The organism is Pantanalinema rosaneae CENA516 (genome assembly GCF_050753385.1).
Taxonomy (GTDB): domain Bacteria; phylum Cyanobacteriota; class Cyanobacteriia; order Leptolyngbyales; family Leptolyngbyaceae; genus Pantanalinema; species Pantanalinema rosaneae.
Genome location: NZ_JBLZFZ010000008.1, coordinates 84,640 through 107,578, shown reverse-complemented (window position 1 = coordinate 107,578; position 22,939 = coordinate 84,640). Strand labels below are relative to the sequence as shown.

Below are 22,939 nucleotides of genomic sequence, written 5' to 3'. Positions count from 1 at the left end.
CGGTTTAGCCTCCCCGTTTTCGTTCATTGGCAAGCATCCAGGCGGCAACAATTCCCCCAATGAAGCCAAATAAATGCCCCTCCCAGGAAATGCCATACTGGAAGGGTAAAACGCCAAAAACCAAACTACCGTATAGTACGGCGGTGACGATCGCTAGGGAGATCGCCAGCACACTCCGCTCAAAAAATCCTCGCAGTAATAAATAGCCTAAATAACCAAAAATCACGCCACTAGCACCAATATGGATGGTGCCGGGTCTACCAATTAGCCAGGTACCTAAACCGCTCGATAACCCAGCAATAATACTCACGATGAAGAAATCGCTGGTTTCCCGCAGCATCACCAACCAGCCCAACACCACAAATGGGATGGTATTACCAATCAGGTGAGCAAAATTGCCATGCAGGAAGGGCGCGAACAAAATGCCGCGCAGACCAATTAAACTCTGCGGCACAATGCCATAAACATCTAAGGTCGTGCGGGAAACCGATCGCAGGAGAAATTGATCAATGATTTCTAACGTCCAGGCTACGGCGACTAACCCTAACAGAATCGTAAATTGGTTGCGGATTTCTCCGGCGATCGTCCGTTCCCCTTTGGTGCTACGCATAGTTAGTTAACAGTTATGAATCAATCGTGATCAAAAGTATGGGTTGAACAGTGATGGCAGCATCCTATCCTCCCATCTTGTCATCTCCCTGCGCTGCCCTGCCCTAAGGAGATTTCTAGGAAACTTTTGCCTTTGTACGGGCAAACGGCTGTTCGCCCCTACCCAAAATCGCCAATTATCCGGTAATTTCTATTCTGGAAATCTCCTAATTCTCCTGTTTTAACAAAAACTGTTGCACAAATAGGACAGTGGCATAAAACTGAAAGTCGAAATTGGCTTTTTTGGCAAATCCATGACCTTCGTCCTTTGCCATCAGATACCAAACGGGAACCTGGTTATTCCGGACAGTGGCAACAATTTGTTCGGCTTCAGCCAGGGGCACCCGTGGATCATTTTTGCCATGAATCACAAAGAGCGGCTTTTGAATTTGCTCAGCATTGTTGAGCGGAGAGATTTGCAGCAGAAATTCCCGCATCTGGGGATCCCGTTCGTCGCCGTACTCCACCCGGCGCAGATCCCGCCGATAGCTCTCAGTCCGCTCCAAAAAGGTGACGAAGTTAGAAATGCCGACAATATTGATCGCGGCACGAATCCGATCGCTGTAATGCGTGGCGACAGCCAGGGACATATAGCCGCCATAGCTGCCACCCATGACCAACACGCGATCGGCATCCAGATCGGGTTGGGTGGCAATCCAATCCAAAAGAGCGCCGATGTCTTTGACCGAATCTTCCCGGAGTTTGCCGTTGTCCAGTTTCAGAAAGGTTTTGCCATAGCCAGTCGAACCCCGCACGTTCGGTAGCAGCAGGGCAACTCCCAGTTCATTTAAAAAGAAGTTGTCCCGTCCCTGAAAAATGGGTCGCGATTGGCTTTCCGGCCCCCCATGAATGTCAATGATTACCGGACGTTTGCCCGTAAACCGGCTGGGGGGGCGGTAGAGGAAACCAGAAATGGTGCGATCGTCGAAACTTTGCCACCGGACTAATTCCGCTTCGGCAAAGGTGGTGGTATTCAATCCCCCAGTTTCACTTTCGGTCCACCGTTGTACCTGGTTCGTCGTCACATCCAGGGAATAGACATCTGCCGGAAAGCGGGCGGTGATCAGGGTAAATCCCAAGTCCCGATTATTGCGATGCCAACTCAGTCGGAAGATCAGACCGGGGGGAAGTTTGGGTACAGGTCTTTCCTGACGGGTGGTGGTATCGAGCAGATGCAGGACACTACTGCCTTCTTCATTGGTGACAAAAGCCAGCAGTTTGCCATCGTGCGATAAATCAAAATCCTCAACATCCCAGGGAATTTGACTGCTTAGCTCGGTATAGGTTTGGGTTGCCAGATCAAAGTAAGACAGTCGTTGGAATTCTGACCCCCGATCGCTGATCAGGTACAAGCCTTTCCCATCGCGGCTAAACACTGCCCCGCCATAAAACACAGATTCTGTGCCCGTCTTAGGAGTCAGCAGCGTCTTCTGACCCGACTGGCTATCGACTAACCAGAGGTAACTTTCGTTAACCGACACAAACTGCATGACCAACAATTGTCGATCGTCCGGTGCCCAATCGAGCGGCGACCACCCTCCCCCCTCCACCGTGGCTAATAAGCGATCGGTCTGGGGCTTGGTGGGATCAATCACGTACAGATCGGTGTCCTGTCCATTGCGGCGAGTGGAGGTGTATGCCATGCGATCGCCCGCCGTTGACCAGATGCCACGACTATTCTTGGATTTACCGTCCGTGAGCAACGTGACTGCGCCAGTGGCTAAATCGTAGCGGTAATTTTGGTTAAATTCGTTCCCACCGACATCGCGACTGAAGACAAAGTAATCCCCGGTGGTGGGTTGATAGGTGGCTCCCGAGGGGGCTTCTGCAAAAAAGGTTAACTGCTGCCGCATCCCCAACGGCGATCGCACCTGATGCACCTGTGCCGTATTGGCAAACCGCGTCGAGATTAACAGTTCTCGTTGAGTCGGATGCCAACTGGACAAGCCGGCCGATCGAAACTCGGTATAGCGCTGAACCGTATCCACCAGGGAGGTTGGGATCGGTGGAATGCCCTCGACCACTAAATTCTCGTTTGGAGTAACCGTATCAGCCAGGATAGGGGGCATGGTTGTCAGGGTCAGCAGAGCCGGTAGAACGATCGCTACCGTAGTTTGAAGTAAGTTCATGCGTGGGTCGGGCAATCAGTCAAGGTTTTTGGGAATCCCGCATCAACACTAACACGGCTGATTCTTAGTCAGACGGTAGCACTGGTAATGCACCTTTAGCGATCGGAGTCAGTCTCCTGTCCGACCAGAGCGGATTCAACCCGGAACCGGACAGCGAATCACCGTGTGCAGGAATCACACCCAATTAATGCTCCGTAGCCATTTCCAGACTCCGGTATGCCGTCTGACTACTACTCCCTGACTTTGTTCCCGGGCGATCGTCATCAGTTCTTCCGTGGTAAAGCTATAACCAAGTTGCTCAGTAATCTTTAAAAACTCTTCTGGACTAGAAATATGTTCAAACTTATCTCGCAGCGTCTCGTCATAAGCGGCTGCCTCCAGAAATCGATTCGCACTTTCCAGCGACATTCCTGAATCCTCCTTCTGGTATTGCGTATCCCCGACAAGCAAATAATGCCTCTAGGTTATACTGCCCTAAATCTCAGTCACCTATAGCGTTGCTTTATCTAAAAAATTATTCTGATTTTGTAATCGTACATCTACTTTTGATAGAGAAACGCTGATGTCTACTTTACAATACTTGGATTTCAGCCAATACCTCAAATAACACAAAGGGCAGACATTACGGACTGCCCTAGGAAACCTGATTAGCTGATTGTAGCCTCGATCAACGATCATGCCGATCTCAGCCTATATTCCTAGCCATCACACAACGCTGGCGGAATCCCGACAACAGGACAAGGAAACGATCGCCCCAATTGCTGCACTAAGGGATGTTCCGCAGATTCGCAACCGACAATGAGCATCGTGGCAGATTCAGCCTGGACGACACTTTTCAGTTCGGGAATCAAGCTACCAAACCGGAGATGGGTCTTTAGAGAACCCCGCCATTCATCCGCCAGATACCGTGCCCGCCATAAAATGCGATCGGCTTGTTCAAAGGAATCTGCCCAGCAAGAGGAGACATCGGATACCGACGGTTGGCAAGATTCTGACAACTCTGGCGCAATGCTGTTCGATCGCGACTGCACCGCCGCTTGCCCACACGCCACTAGCGGGGCGTTACGCTGCTTCTTGCGGGAAAAGGGTTTGCTTTTCGAGGAAACTGGATGCTTAGCGGATAAGGTAGGGCTGCATGAACTCTGTAAGTCCATGACGTAAATGACTTGTACCGTAACGGCTTTGGATGTGGCTAACCGGGTTTGGTGAGCAATCCAGAGGGTTAAATCCAGGGCAATTTGGCTACGAGGTGAGCCATTGTATGCGACCATCAAGTTCACTGCTTGAGTCGTGTTGGAGCTAGCTGAACTACCTGATGGGGGCACTAACAACATTTGCCGAGTCAGGTCACTACAACCTAGCGCTCCCTCAAGACGCGCAAGCATTGATGTAATGTTCACGGTTGACCTCTCTAAAAAAAGTAGAACACGGACGAGAGGTGGGTCAGGCGACAGAGCAGCAATGACATCGGATGCTGTCAAGGTATTCGACTGAATCTGTCAGGAGACTCCAGACCGCTGCATAAAAGCGTTAGTCTTAGGCACTCCTCCCATTGCCGACGGAGTTAGCTGACGGGCGAAGACTGGAAGGTGTCTCTTTCAGGTATGCTGAAATTAGCCCCAGGAATTTGGTTCCTCCGCTCTTAACCAAGCGTATGATCGAATCCTTCCATCATGGCTTGGTTTCAGATTAGGCTACCCACTTAAATAGACATCATGAGATATAGTTACGAGACAGGTGATCGTTAGCCAGTAATTCAAAAAAATTGCCCTCTAAGACAGAGGCAAAGCTGGTGATTTCAGGGTGTTTATCTATCCTCTAGTTAATATAACCCACTCATTTTGGGTTCCGCATCTGCCTTAAAGTAGTTGTTCATGAAACTTATAACAGTTTTCATAGAAGTAGATTGTCCAAAACCAACAAAATTAGGGAATTGGTACAACTTTCCGGATTTAATCTGAGCCTGAGTGTCAAAAAATTAACATAGTTCAATATAAATTAAGAAGAAAGTTAATTATTGGGCGTGAATCGCGGCGGAAGATCACAGAATAAATATATAGGTAAGGCAGGATGCATGTTTCACTGTGAACGTTCATCACTCCGTCTTCCTTTGCTCTTTACTTTTAAATGTTCGCGTGAGTGCTTCCCTTAAACCGTCAGGGCTTGATCTAAAGCAACTGTTCCCTTTTCAACTGGATGAATTTCAGCTTCAGGCGATCGCAGCGCTGGAAGCCGGTCGATCCGTAGTCGTCTGTGCGCCTACTGGCTCGGGTAAAACCCTGGTGGGTGAGTACGCCATTCATCGTGCTCTGGCTCAGGGACGGCGGGTATTTTACACCACACCCCTGAAAGCCCTATCAAACCAGAAGCTGCGGGACTTTCGGGAATTATTTGGTAGCGACAATGTGGGACTACTTACGGGTGACATTTCCGTCAACCGAGAGGCTCCAATTCTGGTGATGACGACCGAAATCTTCCGGAATATGCTGTACGGCACCCCGATCGGAGAGGTGGGTACATCGCTGGTGGGTGTGCAAGCCGTCGTGTTGGATGAATGCCACTATATGAACGATCGGCAACGCGGCACAGTCTGGGAAGAATCGATTATCTACTGTCCACCGGAGATCCAACTGGTTGCCCTGTCGGCAACGGTTGCCAATAGCGACCAACTGACGGATTGGATTGCCCAGGTACATGGACCTACCGATCGGATTTATTCAGACTTCCGCCCCGTTCCCCTCAGGTTTCATTTCTGCAATCCCAAGGGCTTATTTCCGCTCCTTGATGACAGTGGCAAACGGATGAATCCCCGACTGCGACCTAAAGGTGGCAAAGGCGCAAAACCGGGTGGTAAAGGACGGAGTCCCCGGCAGGAAAGCCCCAACTTAGCCTATGTCCTGACTCAGTTGCAGCAGCGGGATATGCTCCCGGCGATTTATTTCATCTTTAGTCGGCGGGGCTGTGATCAAGCCGTGGCAGAGGTGAGTAATTTGCCGTTGTCTCTAGTCACTGAAGCGGAAGCAGCACAACTGAAACAGCGTGTCGATGAATTTTTAGCGGCAAATCCGGATGCCGGACGGGCTGGTCAAGTCGAACCCTTGTGTCGAGGCATTGCTGCTCACCATGCCGGGATTCTGCCCGCCTGGAAAGGCTTGATTGAAGAACTGTTCCAGATGGGCTTGATCAAAGTCGTGTTTGCCACGGAAACCCTGGCCGCCGGGATTAATATGCCTGCCCGCACCACCATTATTTCCAGCCTCTCGAAGCGCACCGATCTGGGACATCGCTTACTTACCGCCTCCGAGTTCTTGCAAATGGCAGGACGAGCCGGACGGCGGGGGATGGATGTTTTGGGGCATGTGGTGACGGTGCAAACTCCGTTTGAGGGAGCCAGGGAAGCCTCTTATCTCACTACGGTGGGTGCTGATCCCTTAGTCAGCCAATTTACTCCCAGCTATGGTATGGTCTTGAACCTGCTGCAAACCCATAGTCTAGAGGAAGCCAGAAATCTTCTAGAGCGCAGTTTTGGTCAATATCTGGCAACGGATTATCTCCGTCCCCAACAGGAGGCGATCAATACCTTACGGGCGGAACTGGCGCAACTGGAAGCCCAGTTAGATTCAGTGGATTGGAAACTGTTGGCTCAGTATGAAAAGCTGCAAGAGCGCTTGAAGGAAGAACGCCGCCTATTGAAAACCTTGCAGTCCCAGGCGGATGATATGCGGGTGAGCGATCTGGCGATCGCGCTGTCCTTCGCGGTAGCTGGCAGTATGGTCAGCCTGAAAGGTCAATTTGTGCCGGTGCATACACCTCTATCGGCGGTATTAGTCACGAAAACGGCGGGGGCGGGGCAGTTTCCCTATTTAGTCTGTTTAGGGCAGGACAATCGCTGGTATGTGGTGACCGTAGGAGATGTGGTCAGTTTACGGGGGGAAATTCCTCGCTTGGCGGGAGTCGATGATCTGGCTCCCCCCCCAGAAATGCCGTTGAAACCGGGGCAATCTCGCAGTGGCAATGAACAGACCGCCACGATCGCCAGTCAAATTCCGACGCTGTCTTTCCCCGACGATGCCCCAGAAGTCTATGCCCAGATGCAACGGATGCAAGCGGTGGAAGCCCAGATTGCTGCGCATCCCGTTCAACAATGGGGCAACCGCACGACGATCCTAAAACGGCAAAAACGCATTACGGCGATTCAGGAAGAGTTGCGCGATCGTGAGGAAAAACTGGGTCGGAATTTACATCGACGCTGGGATGAATTCCTCAGCCTGATCACTATTCTGCAAAGTTTTGGGTATTTAGATGGCACTGAACCCACCCAGGCTGGTCAAGCGGCTGCCGCCATTCGGGGCGATAACGAACTGTGGTTAGGATTAGCGCTGCTCTCCGGGGAATTGGATACCTTGGAGCCACAGCATTTAGCCGCAACCTGTTTAGCCCTGGTGACGGAGGTATCTCGTCCGGATAGCTGGACGCGGTACAATCTATCGCCTGAAGTTGAGGAGGCGTTAGAAAGCTTGCGGGGAATTCGCCGTCGTCTATTCCAGATCCAACGGCACCAGCAACGTGAGTTGACCCGGACGTACCCCGGACAAACCTTTGAAATGCCTCCCGTTTGGCTGGAATATGAGTTTGTTGGCTTGGCAGAACAATGGGCACTGGGAACCGAGTGGACGGAACTCTGTAGCAATACCAGTTTGGATGAAGGAGATGTTGTGCGAATTCTGCGTCGCACCCTGGACTTTCTATCCCAAATTCCCCATGTCCCTCACCTGCCAGGAAGCCTCAAGCGCCATGCGATCGATGCGATCCGTATGATCGATCGCTTCCCAGTGAGTGGCTTAATTGATTAGTAACAATTACACTAACGACCTGAGCCGCTAGCCGGTCTACCAGGTCCGCTAGAGCTAGCAGGTTGGGCAGGACGAATCGCTCCATTGTAATTAACAACTGTTCTCCAGCCGTTAGGATTGACAGTCACCTGGCTTTCTACCGTTGCCTGAGAAAAACCGGGCGCTAAACAACCGAGAAAAGTAAAGGTGATTGTCCCATCACTGTTCTCGACAAAGGGAGCATTGATCGCTTGACCATGCATGGAGTTTTCAGCTCGATATTTGCCAATGCCACCATTCGCGGCTTCAGCAGCCTGACGAGCATAGTTCTTTGCCCGACTCAAGTTAGGGATAGGGGTTTTGACCGCAGTGGCTCGATTTAACGGTCGCAAGGAGGGGCAAGTTCCCTGAGCGATCGCGGATTGGCTACTCAAGATCACGGGGAGGCTACCGGAAACGAGAGTAACCAGGATGAAGCCATTTAACAGAATTTTGTGCATACAACAACAGTATGGAATGGCTAAGTGTACTAACCTGCATTGTAGGCGGATGTCTAAAAACCATAAAGAGTCGATAAAAATTGTATAAATTGTTACTGTTTTATAACATGCCTGCCTATACTGGAAGGCATGGCGCGGATGATAAACATTAGTCCATCATTGAGTCAAAATCTGATGCTAGAACTCTCTCAGACAACCCCCGTCCTCAAGACTCTGCAAGAAGTCGATCAAGCCGTTCAAACCTATTTGGCAACCGATCTGCAAGAACCAGAATTATTCAACCAATGGCAAGCCATTCGTGAGGCATCGTTGGAGTTGGGAGACACGTTGCCTAACCCCGGTGTGGTGTCTGAGGGCGATCGGGTTGCTGGGGAAGATAGCTACTAAATCCCCTTGCCATTCGTTGGCTGATCGGTTGGGCAGTGCTCTCCCCTCTGCCCCGTCTAAATTACCAGGTGGTTAATTGGGCTGCCTGGTTGAAGTATTGTCGATAAATCCCCCAGGTGACCAGTAATGCGGTAACCAGGGTGGCAAATGCCAACATGAACATAATCAAGATTTGGTAAGCTGTGGCAGTCAAGGGATCAACCCCGCTCAAGAGTTGCCCCGTCATAATGCCTGGTAGCGTTACCAGACCTACCACCATCATGGTGTTAATAGTCGGAATCAGTCCGGCTCGGATTGCGTCGCGGCGATACTGGACGATCGCCTGTTGAGGCGTTGCCCCTAAACTGAGATGGGTTTCAATTTCTAACTGACTAGAATTGAGCGTACTGACGAACCGTTCTCCAGTAATGGCAGCACCATTCATGGCATTGCCTAACACGATTCCGGCGAGGGGGATGATGTAGCGTGGCTCATACCAGGGACTGGGTTGTAGCACGAAAATACTGGTGTAGAGCAGGGTTAATGCCGTACTGATCAGCATGGAACTTCCCACCAATGGCAGCAGATAAGGCACTTTCTTACTAATGCGGTTGCGAGCCACGATCGTCGCGATCGTCAGCATCACACCTAAGATTGCCAGCACCAACCAGGGGTTATTAAAGGCAAAGACGACCGCCAGGACATAGCCCACCACCAACAGTTGCATCACGGTGCGTCCGGTGGCAAGTGCCAGTGTCCATGTCAAGCCCAAGCGCTGCCAAGCCGACAGGGCGATCGCGATCGCCATAAAGCCCAATGCCCAAACCAATTGCAGCAAAGAGTTCATGAATCTGAAACAATTAATATATCGCCCTAGTCTACCGACTTAAGCTCCCCCGATCGATTCCATTTGGGAACAAAATTTGATTTTATTAATGGTTGATCCCGCATGTGGTGTAAGTGAGTGAATAAGATTCCCCCGTTTGACCTGTCTGAACAATTCAAGGTAATTGGTGACGAACTGAATGCTGCCGTACTACAGGTGCTTGCCTCTGGTCACTATATTGGTGGTGCGGTCGTCGAAGGCTTAGAACGCCAACTCGCTGATTACATTGGCACAACCCAGTGTATTGCCTGTAATTCAGGGACAGATGCCCTGTATTTGGCGCTACGAGCTTTAAAGATTGGCGCGGGTGATGAGGTGATCACCACGCCATTTACATTTGTGGCAACGGCTGAGGTGATCAGTGCGGTGGGAGCTACCCCCGTTTTCGTTGATATTGAACCGCAAAGTTTCAATCTCGATCTGGCACAGGTAGAAGCGGCAGTTACCGATCGCACCCGAGCCATTATTCCCGTCCATTTATTTGGTCGTCCTGTCGATATGACCCGGTTGACGACGATCGCCCAAGCCCATCATTTAGCGATCGTGGAGGACTGCGCTCAGGCAACGGGTGCCAGTTGGGCAGGGCAGAAGGTGGGCAGCATTGGTCAGATCGGCTGTTTTAGTTTCTACCCGACCAAAAACCTGGGTGCCTGTGGAGATGGCGGAGCGATTACCACCAATGATCCTGCGATCGCAGACACCATTCGCCGCTTACGCGATCATGGGCGACGGGGAACCTACTACTACGAAGACCTGGGCATGAATAGCCGTCTGGATGCCATGCAAGCCGCGATTCTTCAGGTAAAGCTGCGGTATTTAGATACCTGGAATGCTCAACGCCAAGCGATCGCCGAGCGCTATCAGCACCTCCTCAGCCCGATCGCGGGGATGGCTTTGCCTCAAGAAATTGCAGGTGGACAAAGTGTGTGGAACCAATACACCATTCGGATTCTCAGTGAAGGTTTACCGGCTAACTCGGATACAGAACGCCGCGATCGCATTCGTAGCCAACTTCAGGCAACCGGCGTGAGTTCAATGGTGTACTATCCGCTGCCGCTGCATCTCCAACCTGTCTATGCCCACCTGGGTTATCAACCGGGTCAGCTTCCTGTGGCTGAACAAACGGCTCGGGAAGTGCTTTCCTTACCAATGTTCCCGGAATTGACTCGGGAGCAGCAGGAACAAGTGGTCTACAGCTTGAAAGATTGCCTTTAGGATCGCAGATTAAATAAGATCGACTATTTTGTCCTCTGAAGGGGCGAACGGCCGTATAGCCTTACGCCCCCGTCCGCAAATTAACTGGCGAATTGCTGACTGAAATACTCAATTCCAAAGGTAGAGTGAAAAACGCAGCGGTGTTGAGCTTTCCCATAAGCGATTTTTGTAGAATCTATCTTTTCATGGATTGCGAGATAATCTTCATGTCTTCCACCAACTTGATAACGGATTGTTTGGCATCCGGAACGACATATTGAATGACTTCAGCAGTATATTCAATCATGTAAAAATAATGTAAGCGGTTATTTCAAACAGCGTCAGCAATTGCCAATACACTTGGTGAACAACGTTTAATTTTTTCCTCTGATATAAACTTATAAGGTATTACACTTTACATCCAAGCTTGTTCAGCCTATCTGTTACTTGAAAGATGTATTAGCAAGCTTCTGGCTTCAAAGTAGAGGTGTCATCTGCTAAGGATTGTGGTTCACTAAATCTGCAAACTGTACGGGTGGGTTTAGTAGACCAATCTGCACTCCGCAATAGATTTGGCAGCAAACCCTGCCCCTACCCAATCTCGAACTGATTTGGTTCCCATTCCTCAGCATTGAGTAAAAAATTAGTTGACGGAGAAATCAATCATGGCACTGATGAAGCTAACTGACTACTATCCTAATCACATTAAGGATCTGTTTGATGGACATAAGATCACTAACTTTTCAGTCTATGCAAACGATGCCGATGACAATGAGCAGGATAAAGTGGGTTCAGTAAAAGATATGCTGGTCGATGAACATGATGGACGCTTCCGTTATTTCATCATCGACACTGGTTTTTGGGTATTTGGCAAACAGGTTTTGCTTCCCATTGGCATGGCACGTTTGGACTACGGTAAAGAGCGGCTTTACATCTCTGGCTTGACTAAAGACCAGGTGGAGAATTTACCTGAGTTCACTGACGATTTGAAGATCGACAGTGATTATGAGGAGCGTGTGCGATCGTCGTATCGCCCAATGATTCCACAAGTCAACCAGACACGGCCTGCTGCTGGCTCAGTCTATGACTATCGGCAAGAGCCTTATTTCTACGATCTCAACGATCCAATGTTCCACTCCTATGAACAACGGATGCGCGATCGTAGATCCACACCCACATCCCGTCCATAACATAATCTTGTTTGGTCAACGCTTGTTGTTGCGGGGCAAATAGTCTTTGCCCCCTAATTGCCTGTATTAGCAAGCTTTTGATTCATTTACGTTGGGATGGCTATATTGCCCAATGGATGGTTACAGCACTTGAGAAAAAGCAAAAAAGAATTATGACAGGCTTTCGTTTAGGTTCCATCTTTGGATTTGAAATTCGCCTTGATCTATCGTGGCTGTTAATCTTCTTCCTGATTTTATGGACGTTGACGGCACAGTTATTTCCCTTGAACTATCCAGGGCTTGCGGGCAGCACTTACATTGGGATGGGAGTAGCAGGAACACTGCTGTTTTTTGCCTCCCTGCTGTTGCACGAACTATCGCATTCGTTTGTTGCTAAAGCCAAAGGTATTCCGGTTGAAGGAATTACCTTATTTGCATTTGGTGGCGTTTCGCAGACTCGCATGGAAGCTGAAACTCCCGGTGATGAGTTCCAGATTGCTGGCATCGGACCATTGACGAGCCTGGGACTCGCTGGGTTGTTTGGACTGCTTGCCTCGGTCAGTCAAGGCGCAGCGACAGATGTTGCTAACTGGTTGCAACGGCAGCATGACTTTGGCGATGGGTTGCGCTCCTCCGAGGGCGGCTGAATACTCCCTGAGAGGGTACTATCCGGTCAAGAGAGGATAGAAACGGTAAAACAAGCTTGATCATATTACGTTTGCCGCTTCATTAAGCTTTCCTGCTCAGCATTGATCGCCTTTTTGTAGACGCTAATAAAATGACCTAGAATCAAGTCGCCGGAGTAGTCTACAAATGCCCAGAGTTGTCCGGCATGGGCGAACACTAACTTACCCGTGATAGTCGGAGGAGCCGTGGGAATCCCATCTGCTAGATTGACAATGCGGTAGTGATTAGGAACCAGGTGACTATGAGCCTCAGCAAACTTGACATCTCCTACTCGGGGTCCCGCATAGGTATATAGCCGTAATTGATGCTTAAGTTTTGGCATCCGTATAGCTAAATCCATTGCCGCTAGAGTGGCTAGTGATGCTCCCAAACTATGCCCAGTGATATAAATGGGGCGGGAGTGATCTAGTTCTTCTGCGGCTACCAAAACCTGTTGAGCGATCGTGCCGTAGATAGCGGAAAATCCACGGTGAATATTACCCACAAATTCAAAGGGCGATAAAGCGGTATGGTTAACCTGCTGCACCAATATATTATCAATCCATTCATTAGTACGTTGTGTGCCTCGAAAGGCAATAATGCTATGGTCTGGGGACTGTAAAATGAAGCCCCAATACACAGGATTGAGCCATTTTAAGGTGATAGCTTCTCCACCAATGGCTTTTACCCGATCTTCAACCTGATTCAAATCCTCCCGCAGGCGATCGCGGGGCAAGAGGGCAGTAGCCGTTTCATCGGCAGAAAGTTCCAACTTCCGTGTTGTTGTGGCTTCTTCCGGCCCAATTAAGGTTGCCACCTGGGTGTACTTTGCCATATTAGCTGCAAAGCTGGGTAATGTCGTGATCGAACCGTCATAGTTAGGGACGATCGTGCCTGTGAGATATTGCTCTGTTCCTAAACGAGTGCAACGAATTAATAGTTTCGATATCGTGCGATCGTAGGGAAGCGTTGGTGACACCAATTTTGTGGAGTTTTTGATTGCCTGAATCTGTTGAGCGCTGACTGTATCTCCCATAAACGCTTGTTGGAGATACTGTTCCACATAAGCATGAGATTCACGCGCCAGTTGGGAGAGTTGAGCTTGCGCCAGAGTCAATTCCCGTTGTTTGAGATAGCTGGAAAGTCCAGTCATTGTTGTGCCGATCGCCAACGTTCCCAGCAAAACTCTCCGTCGTTTTAAGCTGCCACCGCCACCGCCAATTTCATTAGCAATGCCAACTGATCTAGAAACTAAGTGTTCATCTTTGATTTCGCTGGCTTTTCCGGTAGCGTAATATTGATTGGTCGCTTGTCCAACAATCCAGGTAAAAGTAGCATAGGCGACAGTGAGTGATAAAATCTTGAGGATAGGGAAGTAAATCGTGATAACAATTATGAAGCTCCAGGTGAGACACGCCATAATTAACGCGCCCAATCCACCGAATAAATTCCCTGCGATCGCTAAAATGTCCTGTCCCTTGGGATAGCCCCATTTGCTACCAATATCGCGCATCATTTTGAAACTAAGGCATCCCAGCAGAATTAGCGATAGGCTGAACAAATTAGGTAAGGGGTTGAGTCCTAAAATAGCCGCAATCAAGGCATATTCAAAGATTACCGTCCGAATTTGACGGTTCGATGATCGCAGCCAAAAGCTGGGCTGATCCGAATCAACTGGGGCAGATATGTTGTCATCCATTGACCGAAGGTGATAAAGGGTGGACTATCTGACGGTGGGTATTGTCGTTCCTAAAATACCCTGTACCCCTCAGGAAACGAATTCCCTTAACCAAAATCTCAACCTTGATTGGAGAGCGACCTTGCTTGTTGCTGAATTTATAGGACTACAGACTATTACCAATCAAAATGAAGGGTGCCCAGTAGTAAGGATGGCTCAGGTCACTGGTGGAACTTTTGGAACTTTGGTTGGGGGTGGAATTAGAGGCTGTGGGCTGAGTGGTGAGTCTACCCTGTAATAGGCTAAGTTGGGCTTGCCGGAGGGCAGCGGCTTTCGTTTGCTTGCCGGTTGCCAACTGCTGATAAAACTGTTGCATTAACAAACTGGTGCTGGTGTCGTTCACACTCCAAAGAGAAGCGATCACCGCCTTAGCCCGATCGCGATCGCCCATGAAAAACGAACTCATTCCACTCACTTCCAGTCCCAGTCTGTCTGTGCCACCTAATCCAGTTTGGCAAGCGGAAAGAACAACTAACTGTACCTCTCTCAAGTCACGTAATGTTTGCACGTCGGGAATGGGATAGGGTGTGCCTGTGCCCAGCAAGAAATAGGAGCTACGGGGATTTTCAGGTTTGAATTCGCCGTGTGTAGCGATGTGAATAATTTTGTGTCCGCGAATGTTATCTTCAAAGGCGGCTTTAGTGAATTGCTGATTCAGAAGAATGTCTCCGGGATAGATGCCTGCGTTGTGAGGTTGTTTGACAATAGCATTCAGTTCAGCTTCGACATTGGGCAGAGGGCTATAGTCTCCGGTTGCTTCCGAAAAACCCAGTGCCAGCACAGGAGTAGACGAAGGGGATAGCTGGGAACTGCTGGTATCGGTGAGGCTGGCAGACAAAATGTTGGAGACCGCGAAGCGCTGAATCAGGTATTGCTTGCCATCAAACAAAGCTGCGATCGGAATATAGTTGGTGGCTCGATCGGGGACAAAGATTAAATGCTGGATGTGGTTGGCAGTGAGTTCTGCTTCCAGTGGTTTGATCAAACAATCGTAAAGGTCTTTGCCGATCGCCTGGAGTTGGGTTTCGTCGTCACGGGTGCTGAGTAGGGCTTGGAATTGGGAAACTTTACTGTAGAGGGCGGTTTCACCGAACGGGCAGACGGCTGTTTTACTCAGAACTCCACCCCTGGCCGCCCAGAGGATTCGAGTTTTGTCGGCTAAGACCAGAGGATAGATCAAGATGGCATTAGAATTGGCAGTTACAACGCGATCGGCACTGCTTTGAAAGTCCTGAGTTGATTGATCAACGTGAGTTAGGCGAGCATCCCGTAGTTGTTGTTTAATTTGCTCAACAAAGGTTTGAAACTCTTTGGATAACGTTTGGTATTGGGTTTTGAGTTCACCGTATTGGGCACAACGTTGTTGTTCGCAGTCGTAGAACTTGCTACCGAAGGCAATCAGGCTGCTGTACTGACCTTTAATCTGGGTTTCCAACGCGGTCAAGCCGACTTCAGCAATCGCGGTAGGGGTACGGGTTCCTTTGGTAAAGTCGTTAAGTTCCTGAATTTTTAAGCGCTCTAAAACCTGCTGGGCTTCGCCGATACGTCCCTGTTCAATCAGTAGATTGGCAAGAATGCGATAACTACCAGCGATCGATTGGGTATAAGATTCCTGTAACTCGCGCGGTAGTTGGCGAATATCAGATCGAATGGTTTCATGCACGTTGACCGATTGTTTGTAGAAAATGATGGCAAGTTCGGGTTGATTTTGGTATACAAATAGATTGCCAATATGACTGAATAGACTACTTTCTCCCTCTCGATCGCCAATCTTTTGCAAAATAGTCAGGGATTGTTGGTAGAAATCAAGTGATTGCTGATAGTGCTGCTGCCGCATATAGGCAGAACCTAAGCCTTGTAGGGTATAGGCTTCCCCGTACACTTCATGAATACGTCTGAAAATTGGCAGGGCTTGTTGATAAAAGTCGATCGCTGTATCTACTTGCTGGAGCGTTAGATAAACATTACCTAACGATTTGAGGGTTTGAGCTTCGCTATAACGATGTTTACCCTGCCGAAATAGGGCTAGAGCTTCCTGGTACAACGCGATCGCTGTTTCAGGTTGTTCATGAGCATAGTAAGTAGCAATGTTATTGAGCGCACTGGCTTGATTCCGGCGATCGCCAAGCTGTTTGAATAAACTCAATGCCTGTTGATGGAACTCCAGAGCTTGTTGGGGTTGTCCCAGGAAACTATACGCATTGCCGAGACCAAATAGGGCGCTAGCTTCGCCGGGTTGGTTGCCTAGTTGTCTAAATCGGTTTAATGCTTGTTGATGTAATGTCACCGCCAAGTTGTATTGACCCAGATAATGGAAGGCATTCCCCAAATAATTGAGGGCAATAGCTTGTCCAGTGGGATTATTCGTTGCTTTAAACAGGGTAAGTGCTTGCTGAAACAGCGCGATCGCGGTCGTCTGTTCGCTGATCCAGTAGTAAGCATACCCAAGACCCATCAAGGCTTTGGCTTGCCCTGCGCGATCGTCAAGTTGCTGGAAAATATCGAGGGCTTGTTGATGCGCCTGAATCGCTGCTTGATATTGGTCAACCGTTGTATAGGCTCTACCTAACGCATTGAACATGAACGCTTGCCCCGCGCGATCGCCTGCCGTTTGCAATGTGACCAATGTCTCTTGGTAGAGGGCAATTTCCTGGCTACTCTCTCCTTGCTCCTGATACGCTTGCCCCAGATTATTCACCACAATGGGCAAAAGTAAAAGATTCTGCGTTGTCTTGGCGAGAGTCAACGCATGTTGATAAAACTCGATCGCGGTTGATGTCTTTCCCAATGCTTGATAAACATTTCCCAGGTTATTCAGTGAGCGTCCTTCTAAGTCACGATCTGCAATCTTTTTCGCGATCGTTAAGGCTTGTTGATACGCCGCGATCGCTTCAGGATACTGCTTCAGTTGAAACAGCACATTGCCCAACTCTTTCCAGGCTTGCCCCTCACCTGCCAGGACATGAATTTCCTGATAAATTTGCAATGCCTGTTGTAGCAATGGTAATCCTGCTTCAGGCGCGAGTTGCTTCCCCTGTTCTAATAGTCGATCGGCTTCTCCCTGACGGTCTGAGGAGGTTTGAGCGGAGGTGGGAAGGTCAAAAATAGGGAGGGTTATCAGGGGAACAGTTGCCGCTAACAAAACGGCTATGGCAACGTTAGCGAGCTTGAGAGCGGGGCGCATACCCTATTCCCTTAGGAAAGAAATATCTACCTATGACTATATCTCTCCTGTCTAGAGATCAACGATAAATCCGCAAAACTGTAACAGACTACAGCATTAGCTGGCAGGCATTCCGTCAGTAACGCTGCACTGGTGTTGGCTCAGACATCACCGTTTGAGACTGTTCGCCGCTCCGATAGGTGACAACTGCTTGTACTCGATCGGCGGTAGGATAACCAACTTGATTGGTCAGGTGAACCATCACTTCAGCATGAGCTAGTGGTGTTAACTGGATAACTGCCGGAAGCGGATGAATGGTATCAGTGGCAAGCTGAAAGGTTTGCCGAATATTTTGGGTGGTTGTCCGAATCTCAATGGATTGGATGACAACAGCTACATCTTGCTTGGTTGGGTTATTGATTTCCAAGCAGACCGTGGCAAAGCCGATCGGACGGTGTGGATTTGGAGCGACTCCATCCAGAGAATGTTTTTCCTCTCGGGCTAACAGGTTGACTCGTTGAATGGCGATCGCAGGAGAATTGGCGGTCATGGTTTCTTTTGCCGCAAGCAGCGGCACAATGGTAGCGGGTGCAACAACGGACGAAAAGTAATAACTCAAGCTAACTGTAATCAGTAATAGCATCATGATTTTGAGCATACAGTGACTCCTGTGCGAAAAGCGGAACACGGGCAGGGAGTGGATCAGCATAGTCTAAAAGGAGGAGGGTAGGGATGATCTTTCCTACCCTTTGATCCTCCGATTGTTTAGTTGCAGCGAAGTTGAGTGGTGATCTTAGAGCAGTTTTCGCCCCCCTATCCCCCCAATTCTGGGGGAAACAGGAGCCAAAGTCTCCCAGAATATAGCCTGACGGCATCCTGGAAAGGGGGCTGACCGACGAATTGACAAGTGTGGTGCATTCATTTGAGAACGGCTGTAAACAGGTCTACCTCTCACTCCGGGCTGGATGACTGTTCAGGATAATGAGTATCCCCAACCACCGACGAAGGTGTTGACCATTTCACTCCAGGTATATTGCCGTGTGTCGCTGGAACCCCACGGGTTGTAGACCGTGAATTGTTGAGTCATTGCATCGTAGTCAGTGATCGTCAGGGCATGACCGCCTGTGCTGAGGTAAATAATTCGACCGTTGTAGAACATATCCACCACGGTGTCTAATCCATCGGCACTGAGCGATCGATACCCACTCGTATTCCGTCCGGTAATGTGGCTAATGGCAGACATTGAGCCACCCTCGATCGCAGGGTAGGAGCTAGTATTGCTGCCCCGTCCTAACCAACCAATTTCATTCAGTTGGGCATAGGCTTTTTCTGCCAACAGTACCCACAACTCATTGTCTGGACTCGAGTACGACAATCCACTATCGCGTCCAGCATAGAGTAAATGACCTGTGACCACATCGACAGGTAGGTAGCGATCGACCGTGATGTAATCCACTTCCGACCCGTTGTAGAAGCGAACGGTGTAGGTGTCATCTCCATTGTCAATGAACATATTTTGAATCACTTCTGGTGATTGACATGCCGTTCCGGCAAGCGATGCCAGGAAGTAACAATCCCCCAAACCACCCTGGTCAATATCGTTATAGCTGATGCCAGTTTGGAAGAGCGCACCGCTGAGATAACGGTATCCCCGGGCATTACCATTGGGATTGGGAGGAACATCGGGGCGATCGTTGCCCAGGAACCACTTACCAATCAACTGTTCCATCTGACTGGATGCCGCCCCACCCGCCAGGTTGCCAATGCCTGACCGAATGTTAGCGTCTGTGGGATTAATCACCCGATTGGACAAAATCCTGACATAATCCGGCATCTGGCTGCTGAAGCCATTAAAGAACATCCGCAGATCCGTGACCTCATCGGTACTGATGCTGCCCTCATCCTCAGTTTCGCGGAACAGTGCCATCATCTCATTGCGACTGAGGTAATTATCTGCCAGATAATCCCGCGCCAGCCCAATTACGCCAAAGTCAGTCAAATGTTGGCTATACCAGTCTCCGATCGATAGGCTGAGGCTGTAATTGGTTTCGCCACTAAATTGATAGATCTGGACAAAATACGTCCCGGCATTCAACGTCTGGCGCAACCCTTCGGAGTGGATCCCGCCCCAGGTGGACGAGTTCAGGATCTCGGTTGGGTCGAGAATGCCGTTGCTGTTGGCATCTTGGATTAGCCGCACATCTGCATCTGCACTCAATCCTGTCATCGTCAGGTCAAAGTTGGTGAGGGCAGCAAGATTGAATTGATAAACGTCGGCGGTGTTGCTGTTGCCAACGGAGCCGGAGAAGCGTCGAGTGCCATTCAGAGCGCCCACCTGGATTTCGGCAGGTAACAAATTGGAGCTACCCGTTGATAGGCGGAGGCTATAGGCAGTGTCTCCACTATGCTGGTAGACCTGGACAAAGTAATTGCCCGCATCTAGTTGTGCCAGGTTGATCGCTTCATCAGCAGAACTGCTGCGGGTGGAGCTAGCAAGTACCTCATCTAGATCGATCCGTCCATTACTATTGATGTCCCGAATCAGGCGCACATCGGTATCGGCACTTAACCCACTAATGCCGAGATTGAAACTACTGGCGGTTGTCAGGCTGAAACGATAGATATCGGCGGTGTTCGTGCTACTAATCACCCCACTATGGGTTTGGGGGGTACTCAGGTTGCCCAGGTCTACCTCTCTGGGGAGCAGATTGCTGATGCCATTGGTAGAGAGGGTGAGGCGATAGGGCGTGTTACCACTGAACCGATACACCCGGACGTAGTAGGTTCCAGCCGCTAGACCTTCTCGGTTAATTGATTCGTCTCCATTCGAGCCACGATAGGAACCAGCAATGATGGCACCAGATGAACTCAGCAGTTCTACGTCTGCGTCTGCTGCCATGCCGGTTAGTGCCAGATTGAAATCAGAGCTGCCGGATAGGGTAAATCGATAATAGTCGTTCGGATCGGTGCTGCTGACCCGATCGCCTACTACCTGGGTGCCACTGAGAACGCCCAAATTATGAGCACTGCCCGGTGTATTTCCAGGATCAGCCGCTAATCCCTCACCTGCGAGTAATGTTGAAGCTTGGGCAGAACTCGCCCGGATGAATTGGCTGTAGTTGTCGTGACGATCGAAAATGCTTGCGAAATCGGTCAGTGGTTGTGATCTTATTGTCAGAGTTTGCTCTTTAGGGCTGGTTAAGGCAGTTCGGACATAGTCACTGAAAGCCATACAATCTCCTTTGCCCACGGGGCATTGAGCCGTGAAACAACAGCTTTGTATCGCTACTGTTGTTTGCACTGGAGTGAGTTGTGGAATCGTCAAAAATCGATCGCTGGGTTGAAGCGTGGGGAAGGGAATAGGCTAGTTCAGCCTGATTGAGATCGCTGTAGCCGCGTTAATATAGCGATCCTATCTAGACTGTGAAACGGGATTCTGTACAAACCCTGCTTCATACGGCTCTGTGATTTCAAGGATCATTGAGGACGGCTATAGAATAAATAATGGCTGGAACTGAGCTAAGGCAAATGTTCAACCAGCTTGATCAGCAGGGAAATGATTGGAGAGATGTAGCGGATTTAGACGAATTCTTGGCAAAAACAGATCGAGAGAATGCCGTTGACTGAAGCTGCGAGAAGCCGTTAATGTTCTGCGCGGTTTTCAGCAATTTTAGCTACCTACTTCATCTGTTCTTTAAAGAATATTCTTCTACTATGCGAAATTTCACCGAGACTGATTGTGATCTAGATTGGCAAACTCAATGATCTTCATCATCTTTTACAGTGACTGAAGCTCGACTAATGTGTGATCCTGCTTAGTTAATTGGTTGATCCAGCTCACAATAGATATCCCTTAGGGGGATGAAGTCTAATGTATGGATGCGTTTGATCTTGTTCTGTATGCCTGTTACTACCTTGCAGCTGGAACCTTTGTATAGGGTTCAACAAGCACCCAAAAACTATAAAGTCCCTGAAATCAAGCGTTTCAGAGACTCCTAACTTACAAGCTGGTGACAAGACTCGAACTTGCGACCGGCTGATTACAAATCAGCTGTAAATGCTTGATTTACCAGAGCTTTAGGCTTTTTAAGGAATTTTTACACCCAATTTACACCCAAAATCATTCTCTTCATCTCAGCTTCATAATCAAGCTATTCCTGCTCATCTGGTTCGTAGATACGGTTTGCAGGAGTAATTCAAAGAAATTTACTGATCCCGATCCCCTGATCCACAAGCGCTCCTGATTCACTTAAGGAGAGATGGATCAACTATGTCGGATCAAGATCTTAGTGAATCGTTCACCGAATCAGATAATCATCCTGTGCCTAATGTCTTACGAGTGTTAGCGATCGGGAGCCCTCAAACGGTTCGATTATTCGTGATGACGTTGTTCCGCTATGCTATGAAAGTTTTTTCAGAACCTGGCTCAAAAGATTGAGGATCTGATTGGTATCACCTCGTAGGGCTTGAACTTCCTGTTCGATCGCCTCAAGGCGCTCAATCACAGGAGCTTGAGATTCTGAGGAGTATGTCTGCGAGTTTGGTCGTTGCTCGTTCAACTTGGCAACCAAGGCGGCCCAACTAGATACCTTGACGCTAAAATGAGCCTTTGCATCCTTAAGGGTTTTGAACTGCTGCTGAAGGTTTTCAACCGTATAAGGTTCTAACGGATGGGCCTGTGCTTGCTGGTTCAAGTCTTCCTCAACCATCTCGATTACCTCGTCAATGAGGTGATCATGATTTTGGGCAATTTGGGCCGCCGCTCCTAGAATACGAGAAGTCGCTTTAATCTGAACCTCGCTCTCTTGTCTCAGTTGATTAGCAATGTCACGGATGCGATCGCTAAAAGTCGGTTTTCGAGAGGTGTGAAGGGTAGGAACTGAATCGTTACTCATCGGTATAGTTCTCTATTCTGTAAGGATGTCTTTGATTGCCTGCCAGATCCGAGAGATCTTTTGGAGGAAGTTAACTGGGTTATTGGTGGGTTCTCCTTCAACTGAGTCAACTAGGGATTGAATGCGATCCATCCGCTCTGCCAACAGTTCGAGATTATTAATTGCCTCATCCTTCCGGGTAAGGGAGTCACGCAAGAGAACGGTCATTTCCCCAATTTCCTGCTTCAGCCGTTCATTCTCTCGCTTGCGCCGAGTTTCCCACCCTTTAATCCCAGCTTTTGACCGCCGCTCTAACTTCAATTGGGTTTGGGTGTCCTGATATAGCGTCAAATAATGCTGAGTTTCGGCTTGAGCCTGCTCATATTTAATTTGTAATTCGCTGTTTTTATGCTTCTCTTCGGTATAGAGGGTAAGGTATGACTGGGTCTGTACTTGAGCTTCCTGATAGAGAACGAGCGTTGATTGGTACTTCTGTTGTTCTTCCAGGTAAAGCTGGTGAGTCTGTTCTACTTGCTGTTCTGTGTCCTGAACCCGCTGCTGCAATTCGGTTTTCTGTGCCCGTAACGTCATCACGCTGGATCTTAGCTCATGATAAGAAGCTGGCTCAGACTGCTGCGATCGAAGGTTGCGAATCGAGTTATCAAAAGAATCGTCACGCCGATCCGCTCTTCTCATTGGCATCTTACCCCCTCAGGACTTACCTGCTCTACTCTTCAAGGCTAGATTGGTTCAATCTGGCAAGGTGTGACCTGG

18 protein-coding genes and 1 riboswitch are annotated in these 22,939 nt (G+C 49.2%); of the genes, 5 read left to right on the top strand and 13 right to left on the bottom strand.

Annotated features, from left to right (window positions below; all coding sequences use genetic code 11):
• Positions 1-4 precede the first annotated feature (4 nt).
• From ACN4EK_RS06450 to ACN4EK_RS06435, 4 genes are all read right to left on the bottom strand, one after another.
• Positions 5-610 carry a rhomboid family intramembrane serine protease gene (locus tag ACN4EK_RS06450; protein WP_431656787.1) on the bottom strand — a complete coding sequence of 202 codons (606 nt, stop codon included), beginning with the start codon at positions 608-610 and terminating at the stop codon, positions 5-7.
• A gap of 205 nt (positions 611-815) precedes the next feature.
• Complete coding sequence (locus ACN4EK_RS06445; protein ID WP_431656785.1) at positions 816-2,777, bottom strand: S9 family peptidase; 1,962 nt, start codon at positions 2,775-2,777, stop codon at positions 816-818.
• Between the two features lie 174 nt (positions 2,778-2,951).
• The gene (locus ACN4EK_RS06440) at positions 2,952-3,185 is read right to left on the bottom strand and encodes a Nif11-like leader peptide family natural product precursor (RefSeq protein WP_431656783.1); all 234 of its coding nucleotides are present in this window, start codon (positions 3,183-3,185) and stop codon (positions 2,952-2,954) included.
• 290 nt (positions 3,186-3,475) lie between these two features.
• The gene (locus ACN4EK_RS06435) at positions 3,476-4,162 is read right to left on the bottom strand and encodes a universal stress protein (RefSeq protein WP_431656781.1); all 687 of its coding nucleotides are present in this window, start codon (positions 4,160-4,162) and stop codon (positions 3,476-3,478) included.
• 156 nt (positions 4,163-4,318) lie between these two features.
• Positions 4,319-4,440, bottom strand: a riboswitch (cyclic di-AMP (ydaO/yuaA leader).
• 472 nt (positions 4,441-4,912) lie between these two features.
• Between ACN4EK_RS06435 and ACN4EK_RS06430 the strand changes: the two genes are divergently transcribed.
• Positions 4,913-7,630, top strand: a complete 2,718-nt coding sequence (locus tag ACN4EK_RS06430) for a DEAD/DEAH box helicase (protein ID WP_431656779.1) — start codon at positions 4,913-4,915, stop codon at positions 7,628-7,630.
• A gap of 11 nt (positions 7,631-7,641) precedes the next feature.
• Here the strand turns inward: ACN4EK_RS06430 and ACN4EK_RS06425 are convergent, their stop codons facing one another.
• Positions 7,642-8,109 (bottom strand): hypothetical protein, encoded by a 468-nt coding sequence (locus tag ACN4EK_RS06425; RefSeq protein ID WP_431656777.1) that lies wholly within the window; start codon positions 8,107-8,109, stop codon positions 7,642-7,644.
• 174 nt (positions 8,110-8,283) lie between these two features.
• On the opposite strand from ACN4EK_RS06425, the gene ACN4EK_RS06420 reads away from it, so the two are divergent.
• Positions 8,284-8,496, top strand: coding sequence for a hypothetical protein (locus ACN4EK_RS06420; protein ID WP_431656775.1), 213 nt, complete (start codon positions 8,284-8,286; stop codon positions 8,494-8,496).
• 61 nt (positions 8,497-8,557) lie between these two features.
• Here ACN4EK_RS06420 and ACN4EK_RS06415 read toward each other — a convergent pair whose 3' ends face one another.
• Positions 8,558-9,322: an ABC transporter permease gene (locus ACN4EK_RS06415; RefSeq protein WP_431656773.1), complete on the bottom strand. Its 765-nt coding sequence runs from the start codon at positions 9,320-9,322 to the stop codon at positions 8,558-8,560.
• A gap of 117 nt (positions 9,323-9,439) precedes the next feature.
• Here ACN4EK_RS06415 and ACN4EK_RS06410 point away from each other — a divergent pair, with 117 nt between their 5' ends.
• Positions 9,440-10,576, top strand: a complete 1,137-nt coding sequence (locus ACN4EK_RS06410) for a DegT/DnrJ/EryC1/StrS family aminotransferase (RefSeq protein ID WP_431656771.1) — start codon at positions 9,440-9,442, stop codon at positions 10,574-10,576.
• An 80-nt stretch (positions 10,577-10,656) separates the two neighbouring features.
• On the opposite strand, the gene ACN4EK_RS06405 is transcribed toward ACN4EK_RS06410, so the two are convergent.
• Entirely contained in the window at positions 10,657-10,809 is a 153-nt protein-coding gene (locus ACN4EK_RS06405; RefSeq protein WP_431656901.1) for a DUF6915 family protein, read from the bottom strand.
• A 411-nt stretch (positions 10,810-11,220) separates the two neighbouring features.
• On the opposite strand from ACN4EK_RS06405, the gene ACN4EK_RS06400 reads away from it, so the two are divergent.
• Positions 11,221-11,745 carry a PRC-barrel domain-containing protein gene (locus tag ACN4EK_RS06400; RefSeq protein WP_431656769.1) on the top strand — a complete coding sequence of 175 codons (525 nt, stop codon included), beginning with the start codon at positions 11,221-11,223 and terminating at the stop codon, positions 11,743-11,745.
• 152 nt (positions 11,746-11,897) lie between these two features.
• Positions 11,898-12,371: a site-2 protease family protein gene (locus ACN4EK_RS06395; RefSeq protein WP_431656767.1), complete on the top strand. Its 474-nt coding sequence runs from the start codon at positions 11,898-11,900 to the stop codon at positions 12,369-12,371.
• A 65-nt stretch (positions 12,372-12,436) separates the two neighbouring features.
• Here the strand turns inward: ACN4EK_RS06395 and ACN4EK_RS06390 are convergent, their stop codons facing one another.
• The 6 genes from ACN4EK_RS06390 to ACN4EK_RS06365 all read right to left on the bottom strand — a co-directional run bounded on the left by ACN4EK_RS06390 (position 12,437) and on the right by ACN4EK_RS06365 (position 22,867).
• Entirely contained in the window at positions 12,437-14,089 is a 1,653-nt protein-coding gene (locus tag ACN4EK_RS06390; RefSeq protein WP_431656765.1) for a lipase family protein, read from the bottom strand.
• A 145-nt stretch (positions 14,090-14,234) separates the two neighbouring features.
• On the bottom strand, positions 14,235-17,312 hold the full coding sequence (locus ACN4EK_RS06385) for a CHAT domain-containing protein (RefSeq protein ID WP_431656763.1): 3,078 nt from the start codon (positions 17,310-17,312) through the stop codon (positions 14,235-14,237).
• 115 nt (positions 17,313-17,427) lie between these two features.
• On the bottom strand, positions 17,428-17,949 hold the full coding sequence (locus ACN4EK_RS06380) for a hypothetical protein (RefSeq protein ID WP_431656761.1): 522 nt from the start codon (positions 17,947-17,949) through the stop codon (positions 17,428-17,430).
• Between the two features lie 315 nt (positions 17,950-18,264).
• Entirely contained in the window at positions 18,265-20,523 is a 2,259-nt protein-coding gene (locus tag ACN4EK_RS06375; RefSeq protein ID WP_431656759.1) for a pre-peptidase C-terminal domain-containing protein, read from the bottom strand.
• Positions 20,524-21,691: 1,168 nt separating this feature from the next.
• Complete coding sequence (locus tag ACN4EK_RS06370; protein WP_431656757.1) at positions 21,692-22,186, bottom strand: hypothetical protein; 495 nt, start codon at positions 22,184-22,186, stop codon at positions 21,692-21,694.
• Between the two features lie 12 nt (positions 22,187-22,198).
• Positions 22,199-22,867, bottom strand: a complete 669-nt coding sequence (locus ACN4EK_RS06365; RefSeq protein ID WP_431656755.1) for a hypothetical protein — start codon at positions 22,865-22,867, stop codon at positions 22,199-22,201.
• Positions 22,868-22,939 lie beyond the last annotated feature (72 nt).